The organism is Klebsiella sp. CN_Kp097, assembly GCF_040064495.1.
Classification (GTDB): domain Bacteria; phylum Pseudomonadota; class Gammaproteobacteria; order Enterobacterales; family Enterobacteriaceae; genus Klebsiella; species Klebsiella aerogenes.
The window spans coordinates 65,374-84,476 of record NZ_JBEAIL010000034.1; the positions used below are offsets into that span (position 1 = coordinate 65,374).

The 19,103-nt window shown below is 56.6% G+C and carries 20 protein-coding genes, 1 pseudogene and 1 other annotated feature; of the genes and pseudogenes, 12 read left to right on the top strand and 9 right to left on the bottom strand.

Going from position 1 to position 19,103, the window contains the following annotated elements; all coding sequences use genetic code 11:
* Positions 1-43 precede the first annotated feature (43 nt).
* Positions 44-1,270, top strand: coding sequence for a DUF3748 domain-containing protein (locus tag ABLV07_RS24585; RefSeq protein ID WP_063444471.1), 1,227 nt, complete (start codon positions 44-46; stop codon positions 1,268-1,270).
* A gap of 1 nt (position 1,271) precedes the next feature.
* On the opposite strand, the gene ABLV07_RS24590 is transcribed toward ABLV07_RS24585, so the two are convergent.
* Entirely contained in the window at positions 1,272-1,601 is a 330-nt protein-coding gene (locus ABLV07_RS24590) for a YceK/YidQ family lipoprotein (protein ID WP_015369045.1), read from the bottom strand.
* Positions 1,602-1,834: 233 nt separating this feature from the next.
* Positions 1,835-1,909 (top strand) — a sequence feature (ROSE (Repression Of Heat Shock gene Expression) occurs in the 5'-region of heat shock genes and acts as an RNA thermometer to modulate expression.).
* Here ABLV07_RS24590 and ibpA point away from each other — a divergent pair.
* The 3 genes from ibpA to ABLV07_RS24605 all read left to right on the top strand — a co-directional run bounded on the left by ibpA (position 1,903) and on the right by ABLV07_RS24605 (position 4,640).
* Complete coding sequence (gene ibpA / locus ABLV07_RS24595) at positions 1,903-2,316, top strand: small heat shock chaperone IbpA (RefSeq protein WP_015703892.1); 414 nt, start codon at positions 1,903-1,905, stop codon at positions 2,314-2,316. (Overlaps the previous feature by 7 nt.)
* A 116-nt stretch (positions 2,317-2,432) precedes the next feature.
* A complete protein-coding gene (gene ibpB / locus ABLV07_RS24600) occupies positions 2,433-2,861 on the top strand; it encodes a small heat shock chaperone IbpB (protein ID WP_015369047.1) in 429 nt (142 codons plus the stop codon).
* 123 nt (positions 2,862-2,984) lie between these two features.
* Positions 2,985-4,640: a putative transporter gene (locus ABLV07_RS24605; RefSeq protein ID WP_141238407.1), complete on the top strand. Its 1,656-nt coding sequence runs from the start codon at positions 2,985-2,987 to the stop codon at positions 4,638-4,640.
* Here ABLV07_RS24605 and ABLV07_RS24610 read toward each other — a convergent pair.
* Positions 4,610-5,359, bottom strand: a complete 750-nt coding sequence (locus tag ABLV07_RS24610) for a GntR family transcriptional regulator (RefSeq protein ID WP_042894077.1) — start codon at positions 5,357-5,359, stop codon at positions 4,610-4,612. The two genes, ABLV07_RS24605 and ABLV07_RS24610, sit on opposite strands and share 31 nt — an antisense overlap.
* A 297-nt stretch (positions 5,360-5,656) precedes the next feature.
* On the opposite strand from ABLV07_RS24610, the gene ABLV07_RS24615 reads away from it, so the two are divergent.
* From ABLV07_RS24615 to ABLV07_RS24635, 5 genes are all read left to right on the top strand, one after another.
* Positions 5,657-7,279, top strand: a complete 1,623-nt coding sequence (locus ABLV07_RS24615; protein WP_020077627.1) for an alpha-glucoside-specific PTS transporter subunit IIBC — start codon at positions 5,657-5,659, stop codon at positions 7,277-7,279.
* Positions 7,276-8,598, top strand: coding sequence for a 6-phospho-alpha-glucosidase (locus ABLV07_RS24620; RefSeq protein WP_020077628.1), 1,323 nt, complete (start codon positions 7,276-7,278; stop codon positions 8,596-8,598). Before ABLV07_RS24615 ends, ABLV07_RS24620 begins: the two co-directional genes overlap by 4 nt.
* A gap of 98 nt (positions 8,599-8,696) precedes the next feature.
* Positions 8,697-9,044, top strand: coding sequence for a DUF202 domain-containing protein (locus ABLV07_RS24625; protein ID WP_015369053.1), 348 nt, complete (start codon positions 8,697-8,699; stop codon positions 9,042-9,044).
* Positions 9,034-9,396 (top strand): DUF202 domain-containing protein, encoded by a 363-nt coding sequence (locus ABLV07_RS24630; protein ID WP_020077629.1) that lies wholly within the window; start codon positions 9,034-9,036, stop codon positions 9,394-9,396. The genes ABLV07_RS24625 and ABLV07_RS24630 overlap by 11 nt, the downstream gene beginning before the upstream one ends.
* Before the next feature lie 56 nt (positions 9,397-9,452).
* Positions 9,453-9,881 carry a regulator gene (locus ABLV07_RS24635; RefSeq protein ID WP_348853486.1) on the top strand — a complete coding sequence of 143 codons (429 nt, stop codon included), beginning with the start codon at positions 9,453-9,455 and terminating at the stop codon, positions 9,879-9,881.
* On the opposite strand, the gene dsdA is transcribed toward ABLV07_RS24635, so the two are convergent.
* Positions 9,878-11,206 (bottom strand): D-serine ammonia-lyase, encoded by a 1,329-nt coding sequence (gene dsdA / locus ABLV07_RS24640; protein ID WP_086630618.1) that lies wholly within the window; start codon positions 11,204-11,206, stop codon positions 9,878-9,880. The genes ABLV07_RS24635 and dsdA overlap by 4 nt on opposite strands.
* 16 nt (positions 11,207-11,222) lie before the next feature.
* Positions 11,223-12,560: a D-serine transporter DsdX gene (gene dsdX, locus ABLV07_RS24645; protein ID WP_020077632.1), complete on the bottom strand. Its 1,338-nt coding sequence runs from the start codon at positions 12,558-12,560 to the stop codon at positions 11,223-11,225.
* A 223-nt stretch (positions 12,561-12,783) separates the two neighbouring features.
* Between dsdX and dsdC the strand changes: the two genes are divergently transcribed.
* Positions 12,784-13,707 carry a DNA-binding transcriptional regulator DsdC gene (gene dsdC / locus ABLV07_RS24650; RefSeq protein ID WP_020077633.1) on the top strand — a complete coding sequence of 308 codons (924 nt, stop codon included), beginning with the start codon at positions 12,784-12,786 and terminating at the stop codon, positions 13,705-13,707.
* Between the two features lie 36 nt (positions 13,708-13,743).
* Here the strand turns inward: dsdC and emrD are convergent, their stop codons facing one another.
* The 5 genes and pseudogenes from emrD to ABLV07_RS24675 all read right to left on the bottom strand — a co-directional run bounded on the left by emrD (position 13,744) and on the right by ABLV07_RS24675 (position 17,199).
* Entirely contained in the window at positions 13,744-14,928 is a 1,185-nt protein-coding gene (gene emrD, locus ABLV07_RS24655) for a multidrug efflux MFS transporter EmrD (protein WP_015369059.1), read from the bottom strand.
* A gap of 175 nt (positions 14,929-15,103) precedes the next feature.
* Positions 15,104-15,937 carry a DMT family transporter gene (locus tag ABLV07_RS24660; protein WP_020077634.1) on the bottom strand — a complete coding sequence of 278 codons (834 nt, stop codon included), beginning with the start codon at positions 15,935-15,937 and terminating at the stop codon, positions 15,104-15,106.
* A gap of 67 nt (positions 15,938-16,004) precedes the next feature.
* The gene (locus ABLV07_RS24665) at positions 16,005-16,451 is read right to left on the bottom strand and encodes a GNAT family N-acetyltransferase (protein ID WP_015369061.1); all 447 of its coding nucleotides are present in this window, start codon (positions 16,449-16,451) and stop codon (positions 16,005-16,007) included.
* A gap of 89 nt (positions 16,452-16,540) precedes the next feature.
* Positions 16,541-16,660 carry a type I toxin-antitoxin system toxin TisB gene (tisB, locus tag ABLV07_RS24670; protein ID WP_004145059.1) on the bottom strand — a complete coding sequence of 40 codons (120 nt, stop codon included), beginning with the start codon at positions 16,658-16,660 and terminating at the stop codon, positions 16,541-16,543.
* A gap of 370 nt (positions 16,661-17,030) precedes the next feature.
* Positions 17,031-17,199 (bottom strand): annotated as a pseudogene (locus ABLV07_RS24675) (hypothetical protein).
* Between the two features lie 12 nt (positions 17,200-17,211).
* Here ABLV07_RS24675 and ivbL point away from each other — a divergent pair.
* The gene (ivbL, locus tag ABLV07_RS24680) at positions 17,212-17,307 is read left to right on the top strand and encodes an ilvB operon leader peptide IvbL (RefSeq protein ID WP_016162016.1); all 96 of its coding nucleotides are present in this window, start codon (positions 17,212-17,214) and stop codon (positions 17,305-17,307) included.
* A 104-nt stretch (positions 17,308-17,411) separates the two neighbouring features.
* Positions 17,412-19,100 (top strand): acetolactate synthase large subunit, encoded by a 1,689-nt coding sequence (gene ilvB / locus ABLV07_RS24685; RefSeq protein WP_020077635.1) that lies wholly within the window; start codon positions 17,412-17,414, stop codon positions 19,098-19,100.
* Positions 19,101-19,103 lie beyond the last annotated feature (3 nt).

Here is a 19,103-nt window from a genome sequence, read left to right on the forward strand (position 1 = left end):
GATACGATACCCTGATGCGTAAGTCTCGCATCAGGGTATCGTCATGAAACAAGTCACTTTTGCTCCCCGTCACCATCAGCTTACCAATATCAATACCTGGACCCCGGACAGCCAGTGGCTGGTTTTCGACGTCCGACCGTCGGGGGCCTCTTTCACCGGCGAGACCATTGAGCGGGTGAATATCCATAGCGGCGCCGTTGAGACGCTCTATCGCGCCGCTGACGGCGCCTGCGTTGGCGTGGTCACCGTACACCCGACGCAAGATAAATACGTTTTTATTCACGGCCCTGAACACCCGGATGCCAACTGGCATTACGATTTTCATCACCGCCGCGGGGTGGTGAACTGGCAGGGTGAAACCCGCAATCTTGATGCGCTGGATATTACCGCGCCTTATACCCCCGGCGCGCTGCGCGGCGGCAGCCATGTTCATGTCTTCAGCCCTGACGGCCAGTTTGTTAGCTTCACCTATAACGACCACGTACTGCACGAGTACGATCCGGCGCTGGATCTGCGCAACGTTGGCGTGGCCGCGCCCTATGGCCCGGTGAGCCCGCAGGGCACGCATCCCCGTGAATATGCCGGCAGCCACTGGTGCGTGCTGGTGAGCCGTACCACGGCGAACCCATTACCGGGCAGCGATGAGATCAATCGCGCCTATGAAGAGGGATGGGTGGGTAATCATGCCCTGGCGTTCATTGGCGATACGTTGGCGGAAAACGGCGACAAAGTGCCTGAACTGTTTATGGTGACGCTGCCGCGGGATGAGGCGGGCTGGAAGCGGCAGGGCGATATGCCGCTGGCCGGTACCGCAACGACGCTGCCCGCGCCGCCGGCAGGCATTAACCAGCGCCGCTTGACCTTTACCCACCAGCGCCGCTATCCGGGGCTGGTGAATGTACCGCGCCATTGGGTACGCGCCAATCCGCAGGCCACCGAGATCGCCTTTCTGATGCGTGATGACGCAGGCGTTGTACAGCTGTGGCTTATCCCGCCTGCGGGCGGCGAGCCGCGCCAGCTGACACATACGGTAACGGGCATCCAGTCAGCATTTAACTGGCATCCGTCGGGCGCGTGGCTGGGATGTGTGGTGGAAAACAAAATCGCGCTCTGCGATGCCCGCAGCGGCGCGGTAAGTTATTTGACGACCGATCGCGAAAATCCGCCGTCCGCGGATGCCGTCGTATTTTCACCGGATGGCAAATACCTGGCGTGGATGGAAGACGTCGACGGTTATCGCCAGTTGTGGATAACCGAAACGCAGCGCTAGCTTAGCGCGAAGGCATTGGCGCTGGCGGGATGACGGAGTTGGTCGCCAGCGTCTCCTGCTCGCTTTTTTCGACGCGCGATTTGACCGAGCTATCGGTGCGGAATAAATCCCACGGCAGCAGTAGCGTGTCCATGACCGCGGTGAACGGCATATCGAGGGCCACCAGCGATTTCACGCCCCAGTTAGTGTCGTCATCGCCCAGCGTATGGGCGCTGGAGCGCGTGCCTGGGTAGGTTCCTTCCTTGCCGCCGGTATGCGACATCACGCTGGAGCAACCGCCCAAACTAATCATCCCGCTGAACAGGACCAGCTTTAACAATCCGCTTTTCATCACTCTTCCGTCATTTTATCGGGGTTACTTCGGTTATAACGAGCCGTCCCGTGAATGCCTAGCGTTATTGCACTGCACTGTGGCGAGTATCGCACTTTGCCTTTTGTGCTTTGCAACCAGTCTAAGCATTCGCCAGCAAACTGCAAAAAAATTTGGCCGAAAAGGCCTTGAAAAGCGTCGGGGCACACCCATTTTAGTAGTGTCACCCAATGAGGATACGCCTGAGGGGTATTCCGGGTCATAACGGCTTGTCCATGATGGAAAGCCATTGAATTCTCGCTGATTTCAGGAGCTATTTACTATGCGTAATTTCGATCTCTCCCCGCTTTATCGTTCTGCTATTGGTTTCGACCGTCTGTTCAACCTGTTAGAAAATAATCAAAGCCAGGGCAACGGCGGCTACCCTCCGTATAACGTTGAATTAGTAGATGAAAACAATTACCGCATCGCGATTGCCGTCGCCGGTTTTGCGGAAAGCGAATTAGAGATAACCGCGCAAGACAATCTTCTGGTGGTGAAAGGCTCCCATGCCGCCGAGCAGAAAGAGCGCACCTACCTGTACCAGGGTATCGCGGAGCGCAACTTCGAGCGTAAATTCCAGCTCGCCGATAACATTCATATTCGCGGCGCGAACCTGGTCAACGGCCTGCTGTATATCGATCTGGAACGTGTGATTCCGGAAGCGAACAAACCGCGCCGTATCGAAATTAACTAATCGTCCTCTTCAGGCCGCGCGGCGGCCTGAATATACAACTTGCTCGCCGTCAGGGAGCAAATGCGAATTCGCTGAATTCGCAGGTACCTACTCGCTTCTCAGAAGGAGAAAACACTATGCGTAACTACGATTTATCCCCACTGCTGCGTCAATGGATCGGTTTTGACAAACTGGCTAACGCCCTGCAAACCGCCGGTGAAAGCCAAACCTTCCCGCCCTATAACATCGAAAAAAGCGACGATAACCATTACCGCATTACCCTCGCGGTAGCCGGGTTCCGTCAGGAAGATTTGGATATTCAGCTGGAAGGTACGCGTCTGACCGTTAAAGGCACGCCGCAGGCAGCTGAAAAAGAGACCAAATGGTTGCACCAGGGGCTGGTGAATCAGGCCTTCAGCCTGAGTTTCACCCTCGCGGACAATATGGAAGTCTCCGGCGCCACCTTTACCAATGGCTTATTGCATATCGACTTAACCCGCCACGAGCCGGAAGTCGCCGCCCCGCAGCGTATCGCCATTAGCGAGCGCCCGGCACTGAATAGTTAATTAAGCCACATCGCTTTCAAGCCCCGATAACTCGGGGCTTTTTTGTGCGCGGGACTACATACAGTATTCCCGCCTTCAGTCATAATCCCTGTTAATAATAATGTTATTCACAGGGAAAATAGTATGAGTGATATAGCATTGACCGTCAGCGTGTTGGCGCTGGTTGCGGTGGTGGGATTGTGGATCGGCAATGTCAAAATCCGCGGCGTTGGATTTGGTATCGGCGGCGTGCTGTTTGGCGGCATTATCGTGGGCCACTTTGTGGATCAGGCAGGGATTACGCTGAGCAGCCCGATGCTGCATTTCATCCAGGAATTTGGCCTTATTCTCTTCGTTTATACCATCGGTATTCAGGTCGGGCCGGGCTTTTTTGCCTCGTTACGCGTCTCCGGACTTAAGCTCAATCTGTTCGCGATCCTTATCGTCGTACTTGGCGGGCTGGTGACGGCGATCCTGCATAAACTGTTCAATATTCCGCTGCCGGTGGTGCTTGGTATCTTCTCCGGTGCGGTCACTAACACCCCCGCGCTTGGCGCCGGACAGCAAATCCTGCGCGATCTTGGCCTGCCGTTTGATGTCGTCGATCAGATGGGGATGAGTTACGCGATGGCCTACCCGTTTGGTATCTGCGGCATTTTGCTGACCATGTGGCTGGTGCGGCTGTTCTTCCGCATCAATGTGGAAAAAGAGGCGCAGCAGTTTGATGAGAGCAGCGGCAACGGGCACGCTCATCTGCATACCATTAACGTGCGGGTGGAGAACCCGAACCTGAATAATATGGCGATTCAGGATGTGCCAATGCTCAACAGCGACAAAATTATCTGCTCGCGGTTGAAGCGCGATGAGCTATTGATGGTGCCGGCGCCGGGTACGCTTATCCAGCATGGCGATCTGCTGCACCTGGTCGGGCGGCCGGAGGATTTACACAATGCGCAGCTGGTGATTGGTAAAGAGGTGGCGACTTCGCTCTCAACGCGCGGAACCGATCTCAAAGTGGAACGCGTGGTGGTCACTAACGAGAAGGTCTTAGGGAAGAAAATCCGCGATCTGCACTTTAAACAACGCTATGACGTCGTGATCTCGCGGCTTAATCGCGCCGGGGTGGAGCTGGTGGCCAGCAGTCATGCCAGCCTGCAGTTTGGCGACATTCTTAACTTAGTTGGGCGTCCACAGGCCATTGACGCGGTGGCCAATGAACTCGGCAACGCACAGCAAAAGCTGCAACAGGTGCAGATGCTACCGGTGTTTATCGGCATTGGTCTCGGAGTGCTGCTGGGGTCTATTCCGCTGTTTATCCCTGGTTTCCCGGCGGCGTTGAAACTGGGGCTGGCCGGCGGGCCGCTGATTATGGCGCTGATCCTCGGGCGTATCGGCAGCATCGGCAAGTTGTACTGGTTTATGCCGCCGAGCGCCAACCTGGCGCTGCGCGAACTCGGTATTGTGCTGTTTCTGGCGGTGGTGGGGCTGAAGTCCGGCGGCGATTTTGTCGACACCCTGCTCCACGGCGAGGGGCTCAGCTGGATCGCCTACGGTATTTTCATCACCGCTATCCCGCTGCTGACGGTGGGCATACTGGCGCGGATGCTGGCGAAGATGAACTATCTGACCCTCTGCGGGATGCTGGCGGGCTCAATGACCGACCCGCCGGCGCTGGCCTTCGCCAACAACCTGCACGCCACCAGCGGCGCGGCGGCGCTCTCCTACGCCACGGTTTATCCGTTGGTGATGTTCCTGCGGATAATCACCCCTCAGCTACTGGCCGTGCTGTTCTGGGGCTGAGTTAGCGGGCTCTGTGCCTGGACCCGGCGCAGGTGATAATCCACCTGATACTCGCTGGCGTTGCGGAACATCACGGAATAGTTAAGAAACTCGCCGCTATCGCTGTAGGAAAGTGAGGTAATGCGCAGCAGCGGCGTCTGCTCCGGCACGTTCATTGAGCGTGCCAACTGTTTATCCGCCAGTACCGGGGTGAGGGTTTCATAGTTGCCGCTGATGGTAATACCGCACTCTTTCTCGATATAGTCGAACTTCGACCCCTCCAGATGACCCAACGACAGATGGCGGAACAGTTTGACCGGCATATAACTGTCCTCCAGCATTAGCGGTTTACCATCGACGTAGCGCACCCGGCGTGAGAAATAGATCCGTTCATCAATTTTAATTCGCAGCTGACTGGCGATAGCCGGCGGCGCGGGCATCACTTCGAATATCAACACCTGACTCACCACTTCTTTACCCTGCTGGCGCAGAACTTCCGCCAGCCCGGTCAGGTTGCTGGTCTCATGGTGTACATCTTTGCGCGCGACATAGGTGCCGGAGCCGCGGCGGCGCACCACTAATCCACTTTCCACCAGCAGGTCAATGGCTTTGCGAATCGTCATGCGCGCCACGCCGAACTCCTGCGCCAGTTTTTTCTCGCCCGGTAACGGGCTGCCAATGTTGAAATCGGAAGAGTTGAGCCGTAAACGCAGTTTGTCAGCAATAGATTTGTAGATCACCAGTAGACCTCTATTCGTCATTGATGAATCAGCGATGGCCAGCTGACGTGAATTATAAAATTATAAAAAACAATAAATTAAAAACTATAAGTGACATTGATTTCGTCACCTCAATTAATCGTGTCTATGTTTTACGCAAAAAGTAGACAACATTGACCGAATTAAAACCATGAATGCGATCACGAATCGCAGCGGCGCAGCATGTTGCCGACGGGGCGAATTCCTATGCTCGAAGCAGGCCGGTAAAGAACAAAAAAAGGCCACTTACCCTACGAGTTGTTACATGAGGATTTTCAAATGCTCAGTCAAATACAACGCTTTGGCGGCGCCATGTTTACCCCGGTTTTGCTGTTCCCATTCGCCGGGATTGTGGTGGGTATCGCCATTATGCTGCGTAATCCGATGTTTGTCGGCGAAGCGCTCACCGCACCCGATAGCCTGTTCGCGCAAATTGTTCACATCATTGAAGAGGGCGGCTGGACCGTCTTTCGTAATATGCCGCTGATTTTCGCCGTCGGCCTGCCGATTGGCCTGGCGAAGCAGGCCCAGGGCCGGGCCTGCCTGGCTGTACTGGTCAGTTTTCTTACCTGGAACTACTTCATCAACGCCATGGGGATGACCTGGGGCCACTTCTTCGGCGTTGATTTCACCCTGGATCCCACGGCGGGAAGCGGCCTGACGATGATTGCCGGGATTAAAACCCTGGATACCAGCATTATCGGGGCCATCGTTATCTCCGGCATCGTCACCGCGCTGCACAATCGTTACTTCGATAAACCGCTGCCGGTGTTCCTCGGTATTTTTCAGGGATCGTCGTTCGTGGTGATAGTTGCCTTTCTCGCGATGATCCCTTGTGCCTGGCTAACGCTGCTCGGCTGGCCGAAGGTACAGATGGGGATTGAGTCGCTGCAGGCTTTCCTGCGCTCAGCCGGCGCGCTCGGGGTGTGGGTTTACATCTTTCTTGAGCGCATTTTGATCCCGACCGGCCTGCATCACTTTGTCTATGGGCCATTTATCTTTGGTCCGGCGGTAGTGGAAGGCGGCATCCAGGTCTACTGGGCGCAGCATCTGCAGGAATTTAGCCAGAGCGTTGAACCGTTGAAAGCGCTGTTCCCTGAGGGCGGTTTTGCGCTGCATGGCAATTCGAAAGTCTTTGGTTCGGTGGGTATTGCGCTGGCGCTTTACTTCACCGCCGCGCCGCAAAACCGGGTGAAGGTCGCGGGTTTGCTGATCCCCGCCACCCTGACCGCGGTGCTGGTGGGCATTACCGAGCCACTCGAGTTTACCTTCTTGTTTATCTCACCGCTGCTATTTGCCGTGCATGCGCTGCTGGCGGCCACCATGGCGACGGTGATGTATATCTGCGGCGTCGTGGGGAACTTCGGCGGTGGCCTGCTCGATCAGTTCCTGCCGCAAAACTGGATCCCGATGTTCCATCACCACGCGTCGATGATGTTTATCCAGATAGGCATCGGCGTCTGCTTTACCGGCATCTACTTCGTCATCTTCCGCACCCTGATTCTGCGCCTGAACCTGAAAACGCCGGGTCGCGAAGACAGCGAAATCAAGCTTTACAGCAAAGCGGATTATCAGGAGGCGCGCGGTAAAACCAGCGTGGCGGCAGCTGCGGAAAACAAGCTGGGTCAGGCCGCCGGCTTCCTGCAGGCGCTGGGCGGGGCCGGCAATATTGAAAGCATCAATAACTGCGCCACCCGACTGCGTATTGCGCTGGTGGATATGGCGAAAACGCAAAGCGACGAGGTGTTTAAAGCACTCGGCGCTCACGGCGTGGTCCGCCGCGGCAACGGCATTCAGGTCATTGTTGGTCTGCATGTCCCGCAGGTTCGCGACCAGCTGGAAACCTTAATGAAAGATTCTTTATCGACCGAACACACCACCATGACGGAGGCAGTATCATGAAAAAATTCTCAGTTGTTATCGCAGGCGGCGGCAGTACCTTTACCCCTGGCATCGTTTTAATGCTGTTGGCAAACCGCGATCGTTTCCCGCTGCGGGCGCTAAAATTTTATGACAACGACGGCGCGCGTCAGGAGACTATCGCCGAAGCCTGTAAAATTATCCTCAAAGAACAGGCGCCAGAGATTGAGTTCAGCTACACCACCGACCCGCAGGCCGCCTTTAGCGATGTCGACTTCGTGATGGCGCACATCCGCGTCGGCAAATACCCGATGCGCGAGCAAGATGAAAAAATACCGCTGCGCCACGGCGTGTTGGGTCAGGAAACCTGCGGACCGGGCGGGATTGCCTATGGTATGCGCTCTATCGGCGGCGTGCTGGAGTTGGTGGATTATATGGAGAAATATTCGCCAAACGCCTGGATGCTCAACTACTCCAACCCGGCGGCGATAGTGGCTGAAGCCACACGTCGCCTGCGGCCTAATGCTAAAATTCTCAATATTTGCGATATGCCGATCGGCATTGAAGGGCGGATGGCGCAAATCGTCGGGCTGAAAGACCGCAAACAGATGCGCGTGCGTTACTACGGCCTTAATCACTTCGGCTGGTGGACCTCGATTGAAGATCTCGACGGCAACGATTTGATGCCGAAACTGCGCGAGTATGTGGCGAAATACGGCTATGTACCGCCATCGAACGACCCGCACACAGAGGCCAGCTGGAACGATACGTTTGCCAAAGCGAAAGATGTACAGGCGCTGGATCCGCAAACGATGCCAAACACTTACCTGAAATATTATCTGTTCCCGGATTACGTGGTCGCGCACTCCAACCCGGAGCGTACCCGCGCGAATGAGGTAATGGATCATCGGGAGAAAAACGTCTTTAGCGCCTGCCGGGCGATTATTGCCGCCGGTAAATCTTCCGCGGGCGATCTGGAGATCGATGAACACGCGTCGTATATCGTCGATTTAGCGACGGCTATCGCCTTTAACACTCAGGAACGAATGTTGTTGATTGTGCCGAACAATGGCGCAATCCATAACTTTGATGCCGACGCGATGGTAGAGATCCCTTGTCTGGTCGGGCATAACGGACCGGAGCCGTTGACGGTGGGCGATATTCCGCATTTCCAGAAAGGGATGATGAGCCAGCAGGTGGCGGTGGAAAAACTGGTGGTGGATGCGTGGGAGCAGCGTTCATATCACAAGCTGTGGCAGGCGATTACGCTATCGAAAACCGTACCGAGCGCCTCGGTGGCGAAAGCGATCCTCGATGACCTGATTGCCGCCAATAAAGCGTACTGGCCTGAGCTGCATTAACCCTCGTTTTACCGGCATCCATCGGGTGCCGGTTCTTCTCTCCTGTTCGTGATTTAGGCTATGCTGTGGCCTGTTTGCCTGACGAACAAGGACTGCTGATGAAAATTTCCCGCATTGGCGAAGCGCCGGATTACCGCTTTTCGCTGGCCAATGAACGCACCTTTCTGGCGTGGATCCGTACGGCGCTCGGCTTTCTCGCCGCGGGCGTCGGGCTCGATCAGCTGGCGCCGGATTTTGCCACTCCGCTTATTCGCGAAGTGCTGGCGCTGCTGCTGTGCCTGTTTGCCGGCGGGCTGGCGGTGTATGGCTATCTGCGCTGGTTGAGTAACGAAAAGGCGATGCGCCTGAAGCAGGATCTTCCCTATACCCGTACGCTGCTGGTGATTAGCGTCCTGCTGCTGGCGGTCGTGGCGGCGGTGATGCTGCTGGTGCTGTATGGCGGATAAACGCCGGGCGCGGCGGGAGAACGATCCCGGTTTACAGCCGGAGCGCACCTCGCTGGCGTGGTTTCGCACCCTATTGGGCTACGGGGCGCTGATGGCGCTGGCGATTAAGCATAACTGGCATAGCGCCGGGCTGGCGTTCTGGATATCGATTGGCGTACTGGCAGTGGTGGCGATCATTCTCTGGCGCTACACCCGCAGCCGCCATTTAATGGATGTCGGCGAGAGCGATTTTTTGCAGCCGGGAGCAGTTCGTGACAAATTTTTGATCTCCCTCGCAGTGCTTTCGCTGTCATTATTGTTTGCTGTAACGCATCTACGGCAGATCATTTTATTTCTTAAGGATGTGACATGACAGGATGTCGGACAGAATGCCACTCCCTCGCTCATAACGAACCGGCAGTGCAGGAGGTGAAAGTTTATCTCCACCATTGCCAGCAACCGCTGCAGTTCTATCGGGAGCTACGCGCACAGGGCGTGCGCGCCGTTCGTTTTATTCCACAGCTCAGAGCGGAAGATGCCAATGCATGGGGAAATTTCCTTTGCGCCATTTTCCACATCTGGGCGCGGGAAGATATTGGCCGCATAACGATTACGTTATTTGAGGAAACCCTGCGTATCTGGTGCGGCGAACCGCTGCGCGAACAACGGCAGTTGGCCGCCAATAGCGCCTGGTTTGTCTGTGCGTGGCGGCGATTATGCGCAGGCGACGACGATCCGCTCTGTGAAGGCTACCGCCAGTTCTATGTCGCCAGCGCGCCCTGTATGCGGGTCATGCGCGATCTGCGTAAACAGCAGCGGTCACCGGGCGAACTGATGCCGCTGCTGAGGGCGATTTAACGCCCCTTCGCCAGATACTGCGCCATCTCTTCTTCCGGCACCATGCCGCCGCCGGTCGCCCATATCAGGTGAGTGGCGTGGCGTAGCTGTTCGTCGCTCAGTCCTTGTAGCTGATGGTACGCTTTACTGGCGCAGACGCGCTGCGGCCCGGCCATACCGGCCAGCGCGGACGGCTCAAGGCGAATATTTTCCGCCGTTGCCAGCCAGCCCAGCATGTCGTACATCGTTTGATCGTCGAGAGTATACAGGCCGTCGAGCAGGCGCTCCATCGCCCGGCCAACGAAGCCGGAAGCGCGGCCGACCGCCAGACCATCGGCGGCGGTCAGGTTATCTATCCCTAAATCCTGCACCGCAATCTGGTCATGGAGCCCGGTGTAAATGCCGAGCAGCATACAGGGCGAATGGGTCGGTTCGGCGAACAGACAGTGAACGTGGTCGCCAAACGCCAGTTTCAGGCCGAATGCGACGCCGCCGGGGCCGCCGCCAACGCCGCATGGTAGATAGACGAACAGCGGGTGATCTGCATCGACCACGCGTCCTGCCTGGGTAAACTGCGCTTTCAGGCGCTCGCCGGCCACGGCATAGCCGAGGAACAGCGTGCGCGAGTTTTCATCGTCGATGAAAAAGCAGTTTGGGTCGGATTCCGCCGCCTTGCGCCCCTGTTCGACCGCCACGCCGTAATCTTCTTCATACTCAACGACCGTTACGCCGTGGCTGCGCAGTTTGGCCTTTTTCCATGCGCGGGCATCCGCCGACATATGCACCGTGACCTTAAAACCGATGCGCGCGCTCATGATGCCAATCGACATACCGAGGTTGCCGGTAGAACCGACGGCGATGCTGTACTGGCTGAAGAACTGTTTGAATTCCGGCGTCAGCAATTTGCGATAATCATCTGCGATGGTGAGCAGCCCGGCTTCCAGCGCCAGCTTTTCCGCATGGGTCAGCACTTCATAAATGCCGCCGCGCGCCTTAATGGAACCCGAAATCGGCAGGTGGCTATCTTTTTTCAGTAACAGATCGCCATTAATCGGCTGATTGAATTGTTGCTCGAGGCGGCGTTTCATTGCCGGAATGGCAACCACTTCTGATTCGATAATCCCGCCGGTGGCGGCCGTTTCCGGAAAGGCTTCCGCCAGATACGGCGCGAAGCGCTGAAGGCGTTCGTGAGCGTCTTTTACATCTTCGGCGGTCAGGCCGACATAGGGCAAACCTTGCGCCAGCGTCGTCGTCGCCGGGTTAAACCAGGTGGTTTCTTTCAGCGCGATCAGCTCCTGTACAAGCGGGAAGGTCGCGGTTAATTGGGTCAGGTCAGCGTTTTTCATATTACGTCTCGTTCGCTTAGATGATGAAAGAAAGCAGGAAGGTGGCGGCGAGTGCAAGTAAAGAAGCGATAAATGTCGCCGTCGTATAATACTTGAATGTTTCGCTGAGGCTTGCGCCACAGTATTGTTTCACCAGCCAGAACAGGGAATCCGTTACGATCGTGCAGCCAATCGCGCCGGAACCGATGGCAATAGCGATGATCTCCGGACTTACGCCAGGATACAGTGGTAGCATCGGGGCGACGATAGCGGTCGCGCCCATCATGGCCACGGTAGCGGAGCCGACGGCGGCGTGAAGGATCAGCGCCACCAGCCAGGCCAGCAGAATCGGATGCATATGCAGATTCGAGAGGATCACCGCCAGGCTATCGGCCAGGCCGCTGGATTTCAAAATCGCGTTGAACGCGCCACCCGCGCCAATAATCAGCAGAATATTAGCAATCGATCCGAAGCCGTTTTCAGTATGGGTCAGCAGGACGCCCATCCCCATTTGCCGACGAATACCAAGAATGTAATAAGCGACAAAGACGGCAATAAACATCGCGGTGATCGGGTTGCCGATAAATTCCAGCAACATATACAGCGTGCCGCCTTTAACCATGTTCAATTCAGCGACGGTTTTCACCAGCATCAGCCCAATCGGTAGCAGCACGGTAAATAGCGTAGCGCCGAGCGAGGGCAGCGTCGATTCTTCGCGTACTTCAAGGTTGGAAAACTCGATCGGCACCGGTTTAAACGGCAGGCGGTTGCCGAGCAGCTTGAGGAACAATGGGCCGCCAACCAGCGAGGCAATCAGGCCCACCAGCAGGCCATAGACGATGACCGTACCGATATCTGCGCCGAGTTTATTCGCCACGAACAGCGCGGCCGGATGCGGCGGCACCACGCAATGCACCGCCATCAGCGCGGTACACAGGGGGATGGCCAGCTTCAGCAGCGAGGTATTGGTTTTTTTGGCAATGGAGAACGCCAGCGGGATTAGCAGCACCACGCCGACTTCAACAAACAGCGTAATACCGCAGATCAGGCCAACCAGCACCATAATTACGTCTGCCGACAACCAGCGACAGCGCTGCAGCGCCAGGCCGATGCGTTCCGCCGCGCCGGAGACTTCCATCATCTTCCCGAGGATGGTACCGAGACCGATCACCGCCGCCAGGAAACCAAGCGTACCGCCAATACCGCTCTCAATGGCGTTGACCATATCCAGCGGCCCCATGCCCATCATCGCGCCGACGAAAAAGCTCGCCAGCAGGAGCGCCAGAAACGGATGAAACTTCAGTTTGACGATCGTTAAAACGATTAACACGATACTGATAAATAGCGTGCCTACCACCCAGATTTGAGATTCCATATCCCACCTCGCCGTAAATAACGTGTGGTTATTGAACAGAAAAGCGACATAGGCTGACAAACGATATAAATCGCCTTTCAGGTGAGCCAGATTGATGCAAAAGCGTGATTTGGTTCTTAAATAGACCGTTAAATGTGTATTGGGTCACTTTTATTCATCTTTCAGGCGCACTCCGGCTGCGTTTTTTTTACACTTACCGGCAAAGAAAAGGCGGGGAATCGTGATGGATGTGATGAAAGAGATGGGTAATCGCCTGCTGAACGGCTGGCAGTTGTCAAAGCTGTATACCTTTGAAGTCGCGGCTCGCCATGAGTCCTTTGCACTGGCGGCGGAAGAGCTATCTCTGACCCCGAGCGCCGTTAGCCATCGCATCAACCAGCTGGAAGAAGAGCTGGGTATTCAGCTATTTATACGTTCGCACCGCAAGGTGGAGCTGACCCGCGAGGGGCGGCGGGTATTCTGGGCGTTGAAATCCTCGTTGGATAGCCTTAACCAGGAGATTCTGGATATTAAAAATCAGGAGCTCTCCGGCACGCTGACGGTGTACTCGCGCCCGTCGATCGCGCAGTGCTGGCTGGTACCGGCGCTGGGCGATTTCACTCGCCGCTATCCGTCCATTTCGCTGACTGTGCTCACGGGCAACGATAACGTCAATCTACAGCGTGCGGGTATCGATCTGGCGATCTATTTTGATGATGCGCCGTCATCACAGCTAAGCCATCATTTTCTGATGGATGAAGCGATCGTGCCGGTATGTACGCCGAATTACGCGCAACAGCAGCAGTTAACCCACAATCCAGGCAATCTGCGCTACTGCACATTGCTCCATGACCGCCAGGCATGGAGCAATGATTCCGGTACCGATGAGTGGTTCAGTTGGGCGCAGCAATTTGCGATTGAATTGCCGCAATCGTCGGGTATCGGCTTCGATCGTTCTGATTTAGCGGTGATTGCGGCGATGAATCACGTCGGGGTAGCGATGGGGCGTAAACGGCTGGTGCAGAAGCGGTTAGAAAGCGGGGAGCTTATCGCGCCGTTCGGCGACATGACGCTGAAGTGTCACCAGCACTACTATGTGACGACCCTGCCGGGCCGTCAGTGGCCGAAAATCGACGCCTTTATCGAATGGCTGCACAGCCTGACATAAGACAAAAGCAGCCACCCGGGGGAGCGCCAGCGGCGCTTAGACCGGCTGCTGGTGGCTGGTAAAGCGCGAGGCCAGCGGCAGCCAGCACAGCAGAATCAACAGACCCATTAACATCATCAGCAGGCCGAGGCTGCTTTGCCCGGTTTGCGGCATCATTGCCGACAGCCAGGCCAGCACGCCGGAGCCGATATTCTGCAGGCCGCCAACCAGCGCGCCAGCGGTACCGGCGAGGAACGGGAATGGTTCCATCGCGCCGCTGGTAGCCAGCGGAAACAACATACCCGCGCCGAAGAAGAACAGCGCCGCAGGCACCAGCAGTGTCCAGACGGTCATAATGCCGAACAGCCCCGGCAACCACATCATAATTCCCGCCAGCAGGCAGCAGATAACCGACTGCCACATCAGCGTTGAGAAGCGTTTATTCGGACGGCCAGCGAACCACGCGCCGAAGAACGCCGCCGGGATCGGCAGAATAAACAGAATACTGACCGCCATACTGCTCAGGCCAAGGACCGCGCCCATCAGCACGCCGGAACAGGCTTCGAACACCGCAATCCCGGCCAGTCCGCCCACCAGCATCAACAGGTAACAGTTAAAGGCGCCGGTACCGAACAGCGTTTTGTAGCTGGCCAGTAGTTTCGTCCGCGGCGCGCCTTGTGGGCGCGTTTCCGGCATCCATTTCGCCATACTAATCGTTACGCCAGCGCACAGTATGAGCAGGAAAGCGTAGCAGGCGCGCCAGTTCCACAGGGTATCAAGGATGCCGCCGAGCAGCGGCGCAATCAGCGGGCTGACCAGTATTCCCATATTCAACAGGCTATTAGCGTGACGCAGCTGCGCGCCTTCATATAGGTCTCGCGGCAGGGTGCGCGCCATCACGCCGCCGACGCCGGTGCCCATCCCCTGCATGGCGCTGGCGGCGATCAACACCGGCAGGCTATGGGTGGTGATGGCAACCAGCGTCGCCAGCATAAAAATAGACATCCCGACGAGGATCACCGGGCGGCGGCCCACGCGGTCGGAGAGCGGGCCGTAGAACAGCTGGGAAATGCCGTACGTCAGGAGATAGGCCGCCATCACGCTTTGTACCGCCCCTTCGCGGACGTTAAGCGATACCGCCATGTCGGCGATAGCCGGAATATAAATGGTCTGCGCCATCTGGCCAACGGCCACCAGCAGTACCAGCATCAACAACAAATTGAAGTTCTTATGCCGTTTCATGTCGATGAATACTTCGTGAGCAATGAGAAATGGAGAATATGTGACTGGCACACCCCTTAAACGATGGAGGAATCTACCACAATAAAATGACAGAACAACTACATAGCACCGATTGTTGGGGAAATTTCAGGCAGGTTTTGTAAACAGGATCGGCAACTAATGTTGCCATTTTAATCTATGAGAGGCGCAGCAGGATTGCTCCAGCGGCAATACCGCAGGCGGCAACGATGCGCAGCGCTACCACCTGTTCTTTCAGGACGATAAACGCGATCAGCGCGCCGAACAGAATGGAGGTTTCACGCAGCGCGGCGACTACCGCCAGCGGCGCCTGAGTCATCGCCCATAGCGCCAGGCCGTAGGATCCCATGGTGCCGACGCCGCCGAGGATGCCCTTTTTCCAGTGCTGGCGTAAATAACGGCTGGCTTCGCGCCGCCGCGCCACCATCGCCCAGCACAGCAGGCAGCAACCGTTCATAAAAAAGGTCCACAGGGTATAGCCGAGCGCCGATCCCGCCAGCCGTACCCCGGTGCCGTCCACCAGCGTATAACCCGCGATAAAACAGGCGTTGATCAGCGCCAGCATGATGCCTTTGCGGGAACTGACGCGGCCGTTAAAGGCCATCGCCAGAATCGCCAGGCAGATGACGCCAATACCCAACCTGGCCAGCGGCGATAAGCGATCGCCGAGAAATATCACGCTGATAGCCGCGACCAGCAACGGCGCGGTGCCGCGCATTAGCGGATAGGTCTGGCTCATATCCGACACCTGATAGGTCTTCGCCACCAGTACCGTATACACCACCTGCAATGCACATGACGCCACCAGATAAGGGGCGCTGGCCAGCGTCGGCTGCGGCGCGAAGGGGAGCATCACCAAGGCGATCAGCGAGGCCGACCCGCTGACGCTTATCGCCGCGTACATTTTATCGCCGCTGGCTTTGACGATAGCGTTCCAGCTGGCGTGGAGCAGTGCGGCGAAAAGCAAAATGCAGAATACGGTGATGGTCATCGCAGGCAGATTCAGCAGTTAAGGTCAGCGGACTGTAACATGACCCCGTTCCGCCAGCCAGCCACGCTTACAGCGAGCAGAACAGGCGATGCGTGACCCGCGGCTCATCGTATACCGGGCGGAAACCAAAGCGTTCATAAAAGGGCCAGGCCTGCGCCGGGGCATGAGTGTTAAGGAAATCGAACCAGGCGCCGGAATGCGTGATGACTGAGAGCAGCAGCTGCTGGCCAATTCCCTGGCGGCGATGGCTATCGCGAATATAGAGATGGCGAATGCGCCCGGCCCGCGGCTGCTGGCTGAAGGGGTCGACGTTCAGACCGCAGACCCCAACTAACTGGCCACGGACGAACGCGCCCAGCAGCTTTTCACCAGGGGCGTTAAAGCGGTTTTTGCCGCTTTGCCAGTTTTCCGCCAGACGGCGCAGCATATTGAAGTGCTGTTCAAGGCTTTCGGCGCGCAGCGCAACGAACCCCGGATCCTCCGGCGTTGTTGCGGCAATTAATAGCGGTGGCATGGTTCCTCCATCAAGTCTTCCCGGAACGCCCGAAGGACGCCTGTAGGGGAGCGGTTTCCCGCCCCCCTCAGGTGCGACTTGAACCTGAATCAGCGGAACTGTTTCAGGACTGCATCAAGTAGTTGCAACACAGCAACCATGAGTTTCAGGATTAAAATAATAATATCCATTCCGCCCATACGCGCGTCTCCTGTGGTTAAGGAGCACAATAAGCTGACGTACCTTTCCGCTGCCTGTTGCCAGCTTATCCCTGTTCTCACAGGGGTTGCGCAGTGGTGGCCGTACGGGCCGGACACGACGCATTGTTGACGTAACACAGTGTGCTCTCTCGGGGTTAAGGCACTGACGGCACCACCCGTTTCAGCCAGGACTTCGTTGCGCCGGTCAAACTTGCGGCCCCCGAATGGCACAAAGTGAACACATCCAGTATAGATAAATACTGTATGCATGAACAGTATTTTTTGGACAAATTCGCACCCGTCGTCCATACTCTATGACAGAGAAATTTCGACCTTAAATTGCGCGAATTGCAGCGATCGCGTATACTTTTGTCGTTGACGTAATACAGTGTGCTTGCGGCTACCACCCGTAAAAATGCTGATAAAAACCTCGCTCCGGCGGGGTTTTTTGTTTTCTGCCGCTGATGTCGCGAATTGTGATCTTTCGCGCAAATTCTCGTGGATGAAAATAAATCCATTGTGAAAACGCAAAACCTGTGTTTGTATAAATTCAGCTTATTTTTCGACACAACAGGTCCCTAATGAACGCTGCCATGATGACTTCGACCCTACTAAAAACCGCGCCTGCCGCGGTGGTCGTCGTGTCTGTGGTGGTCGTCGTCGGCAATGCGCCGTAGGGTCCGGAACAACACGAATTCCAAACCCCGCCGGCGCAAACCGAGCGGGGTTTTTTGTTGGCGAGCCCCCCGGTAAAGTCGGCCCAGAATAAAAGGACTGGAGCATGGCAAGTTCGGGCACCACATCAAACACAATGCGCTTTACCGGCGCGCAGCTGGTTGTTCATTTACTGGAACGCCAGGGTATCACTATGGTCAGCGGCATTCCGGGCGGCTCCATCCTGCCTATCTATGATGCCTTGAGCCAAAGCACGCAGATCCGCCACATCCTGGCACGCCACGAGCAGGGGGCGGGTTTTATCGCTCAGGGGATGGCGCGTACCGAAGGTAAACCCGCAGTCTGCATGGCCTGTAGCGGCCCTGGCGCCACCAACCTGATTACCGCCATCGCCGATGCCCGCCTCGATTCTATTCCGCTGGTCTGCATCACCGGGCAGGTTCCGGCCTCAATGATCGGCACTGACGCCTTCCAGGAAGTCGATACCTACGGCATCTCTATCCCCATCACCAAGCATAACTACCTGGTGCGCGACATCGCCGAGCTGCCGCAGGTGATGAGCGACGCCTTCCGTATTGCCCAGTCCGGGCGCCCCGGGCCGGTGTGGATAGATATTCCTAAGGACGTACAGTCGGCGACGATTGAACTGGAAACGCTTCCAGAGCCCGGCGAGCGCGCCCCGGCACCGGCATGCGTGCCTGAAAGCGTGCGTGAAGCGGCGGCAATGATCAACGCGGCGAAACGCCCGGTACTGTATCTGGGCGGCGGCGTGATAAACGCGCCGCAGCCGATTCGGGACCTGGCGGAAAAAGCCAACCTGCCGACCACCATGACCTTAATGGCGCTGGGTATGCTGCCGAAGGCGCATCCTTTGTCGCTGGGCATGCTGGGGATGCACGGCGCGCGCAGCACTAACTTTATTCTGCAAGAGGCTGATTTACTGATTGTTTTAGGCGCGCGTTTTGATGACCGGGCGATTGGCAAGACCGAGCAGTTCTGCCCGAACGCGAAGATTATTCACGTCGATATCGACCGCTCTGAGCTTGGCAAAATTAAGCAACCGCACGTAGCGATTCAGGGCGATGTGGCGGAGGTCTTAGCCCAGCTTATTCCGCAGATTGAGGCGCAGCCGCGTGATGAGTGGCGCCAGCTGGTGGCTGATTTACAAAAAGAATTCCCCTGCGCCATCCCGCAGGAAAGCGATCCGCTCTCCCATTACGGCCTGATTAACGCCGTGGCCGCCTGCGTTGATGATGAGGCGATCATCACCACCGATGTGGGTCAGCATCAGATGTGGACGGCGCAGGCCTATCCGCTCAACCGTCCGCGCCAGTGGCTGACTTCCGGCGGTCTCGGCACCATGGGCTTCGGCCTGCCGGCGGCCATCGGCGCGGCGCTTGCGAATCCGCAACGTAAGGTTATTTGTTTCTCCGGTGACGGCAGCCTGATGATGAATATTCAGGAGATGGCCACCGCCGCCGAAAATCAGTTGGATGTAAAAATTATCCTGATGAACAACGAAGCGCTGGGGCTGGTGCATCAACAGCAGAGCTTGTTCTATCAGCAGGGCGTCTTCGCCGCGACCTATCCGGGGATGATTAACTTTATGCAGATAGCTGCCGGTTTTGGTCTGCAAACCTGTGATTTAAATAACGAATCCGATCCGCAGGCGGCGCTGCAGGCGATTATCGACCGCCCTGGTCCGGCGTTGATCCACGTGCGTATCGACGCGCAGCAGAAAGTGTATCCGATGGTACCGCCGGGTGCGGCCAATACTGAGATGGTGGGGGAATAAGCC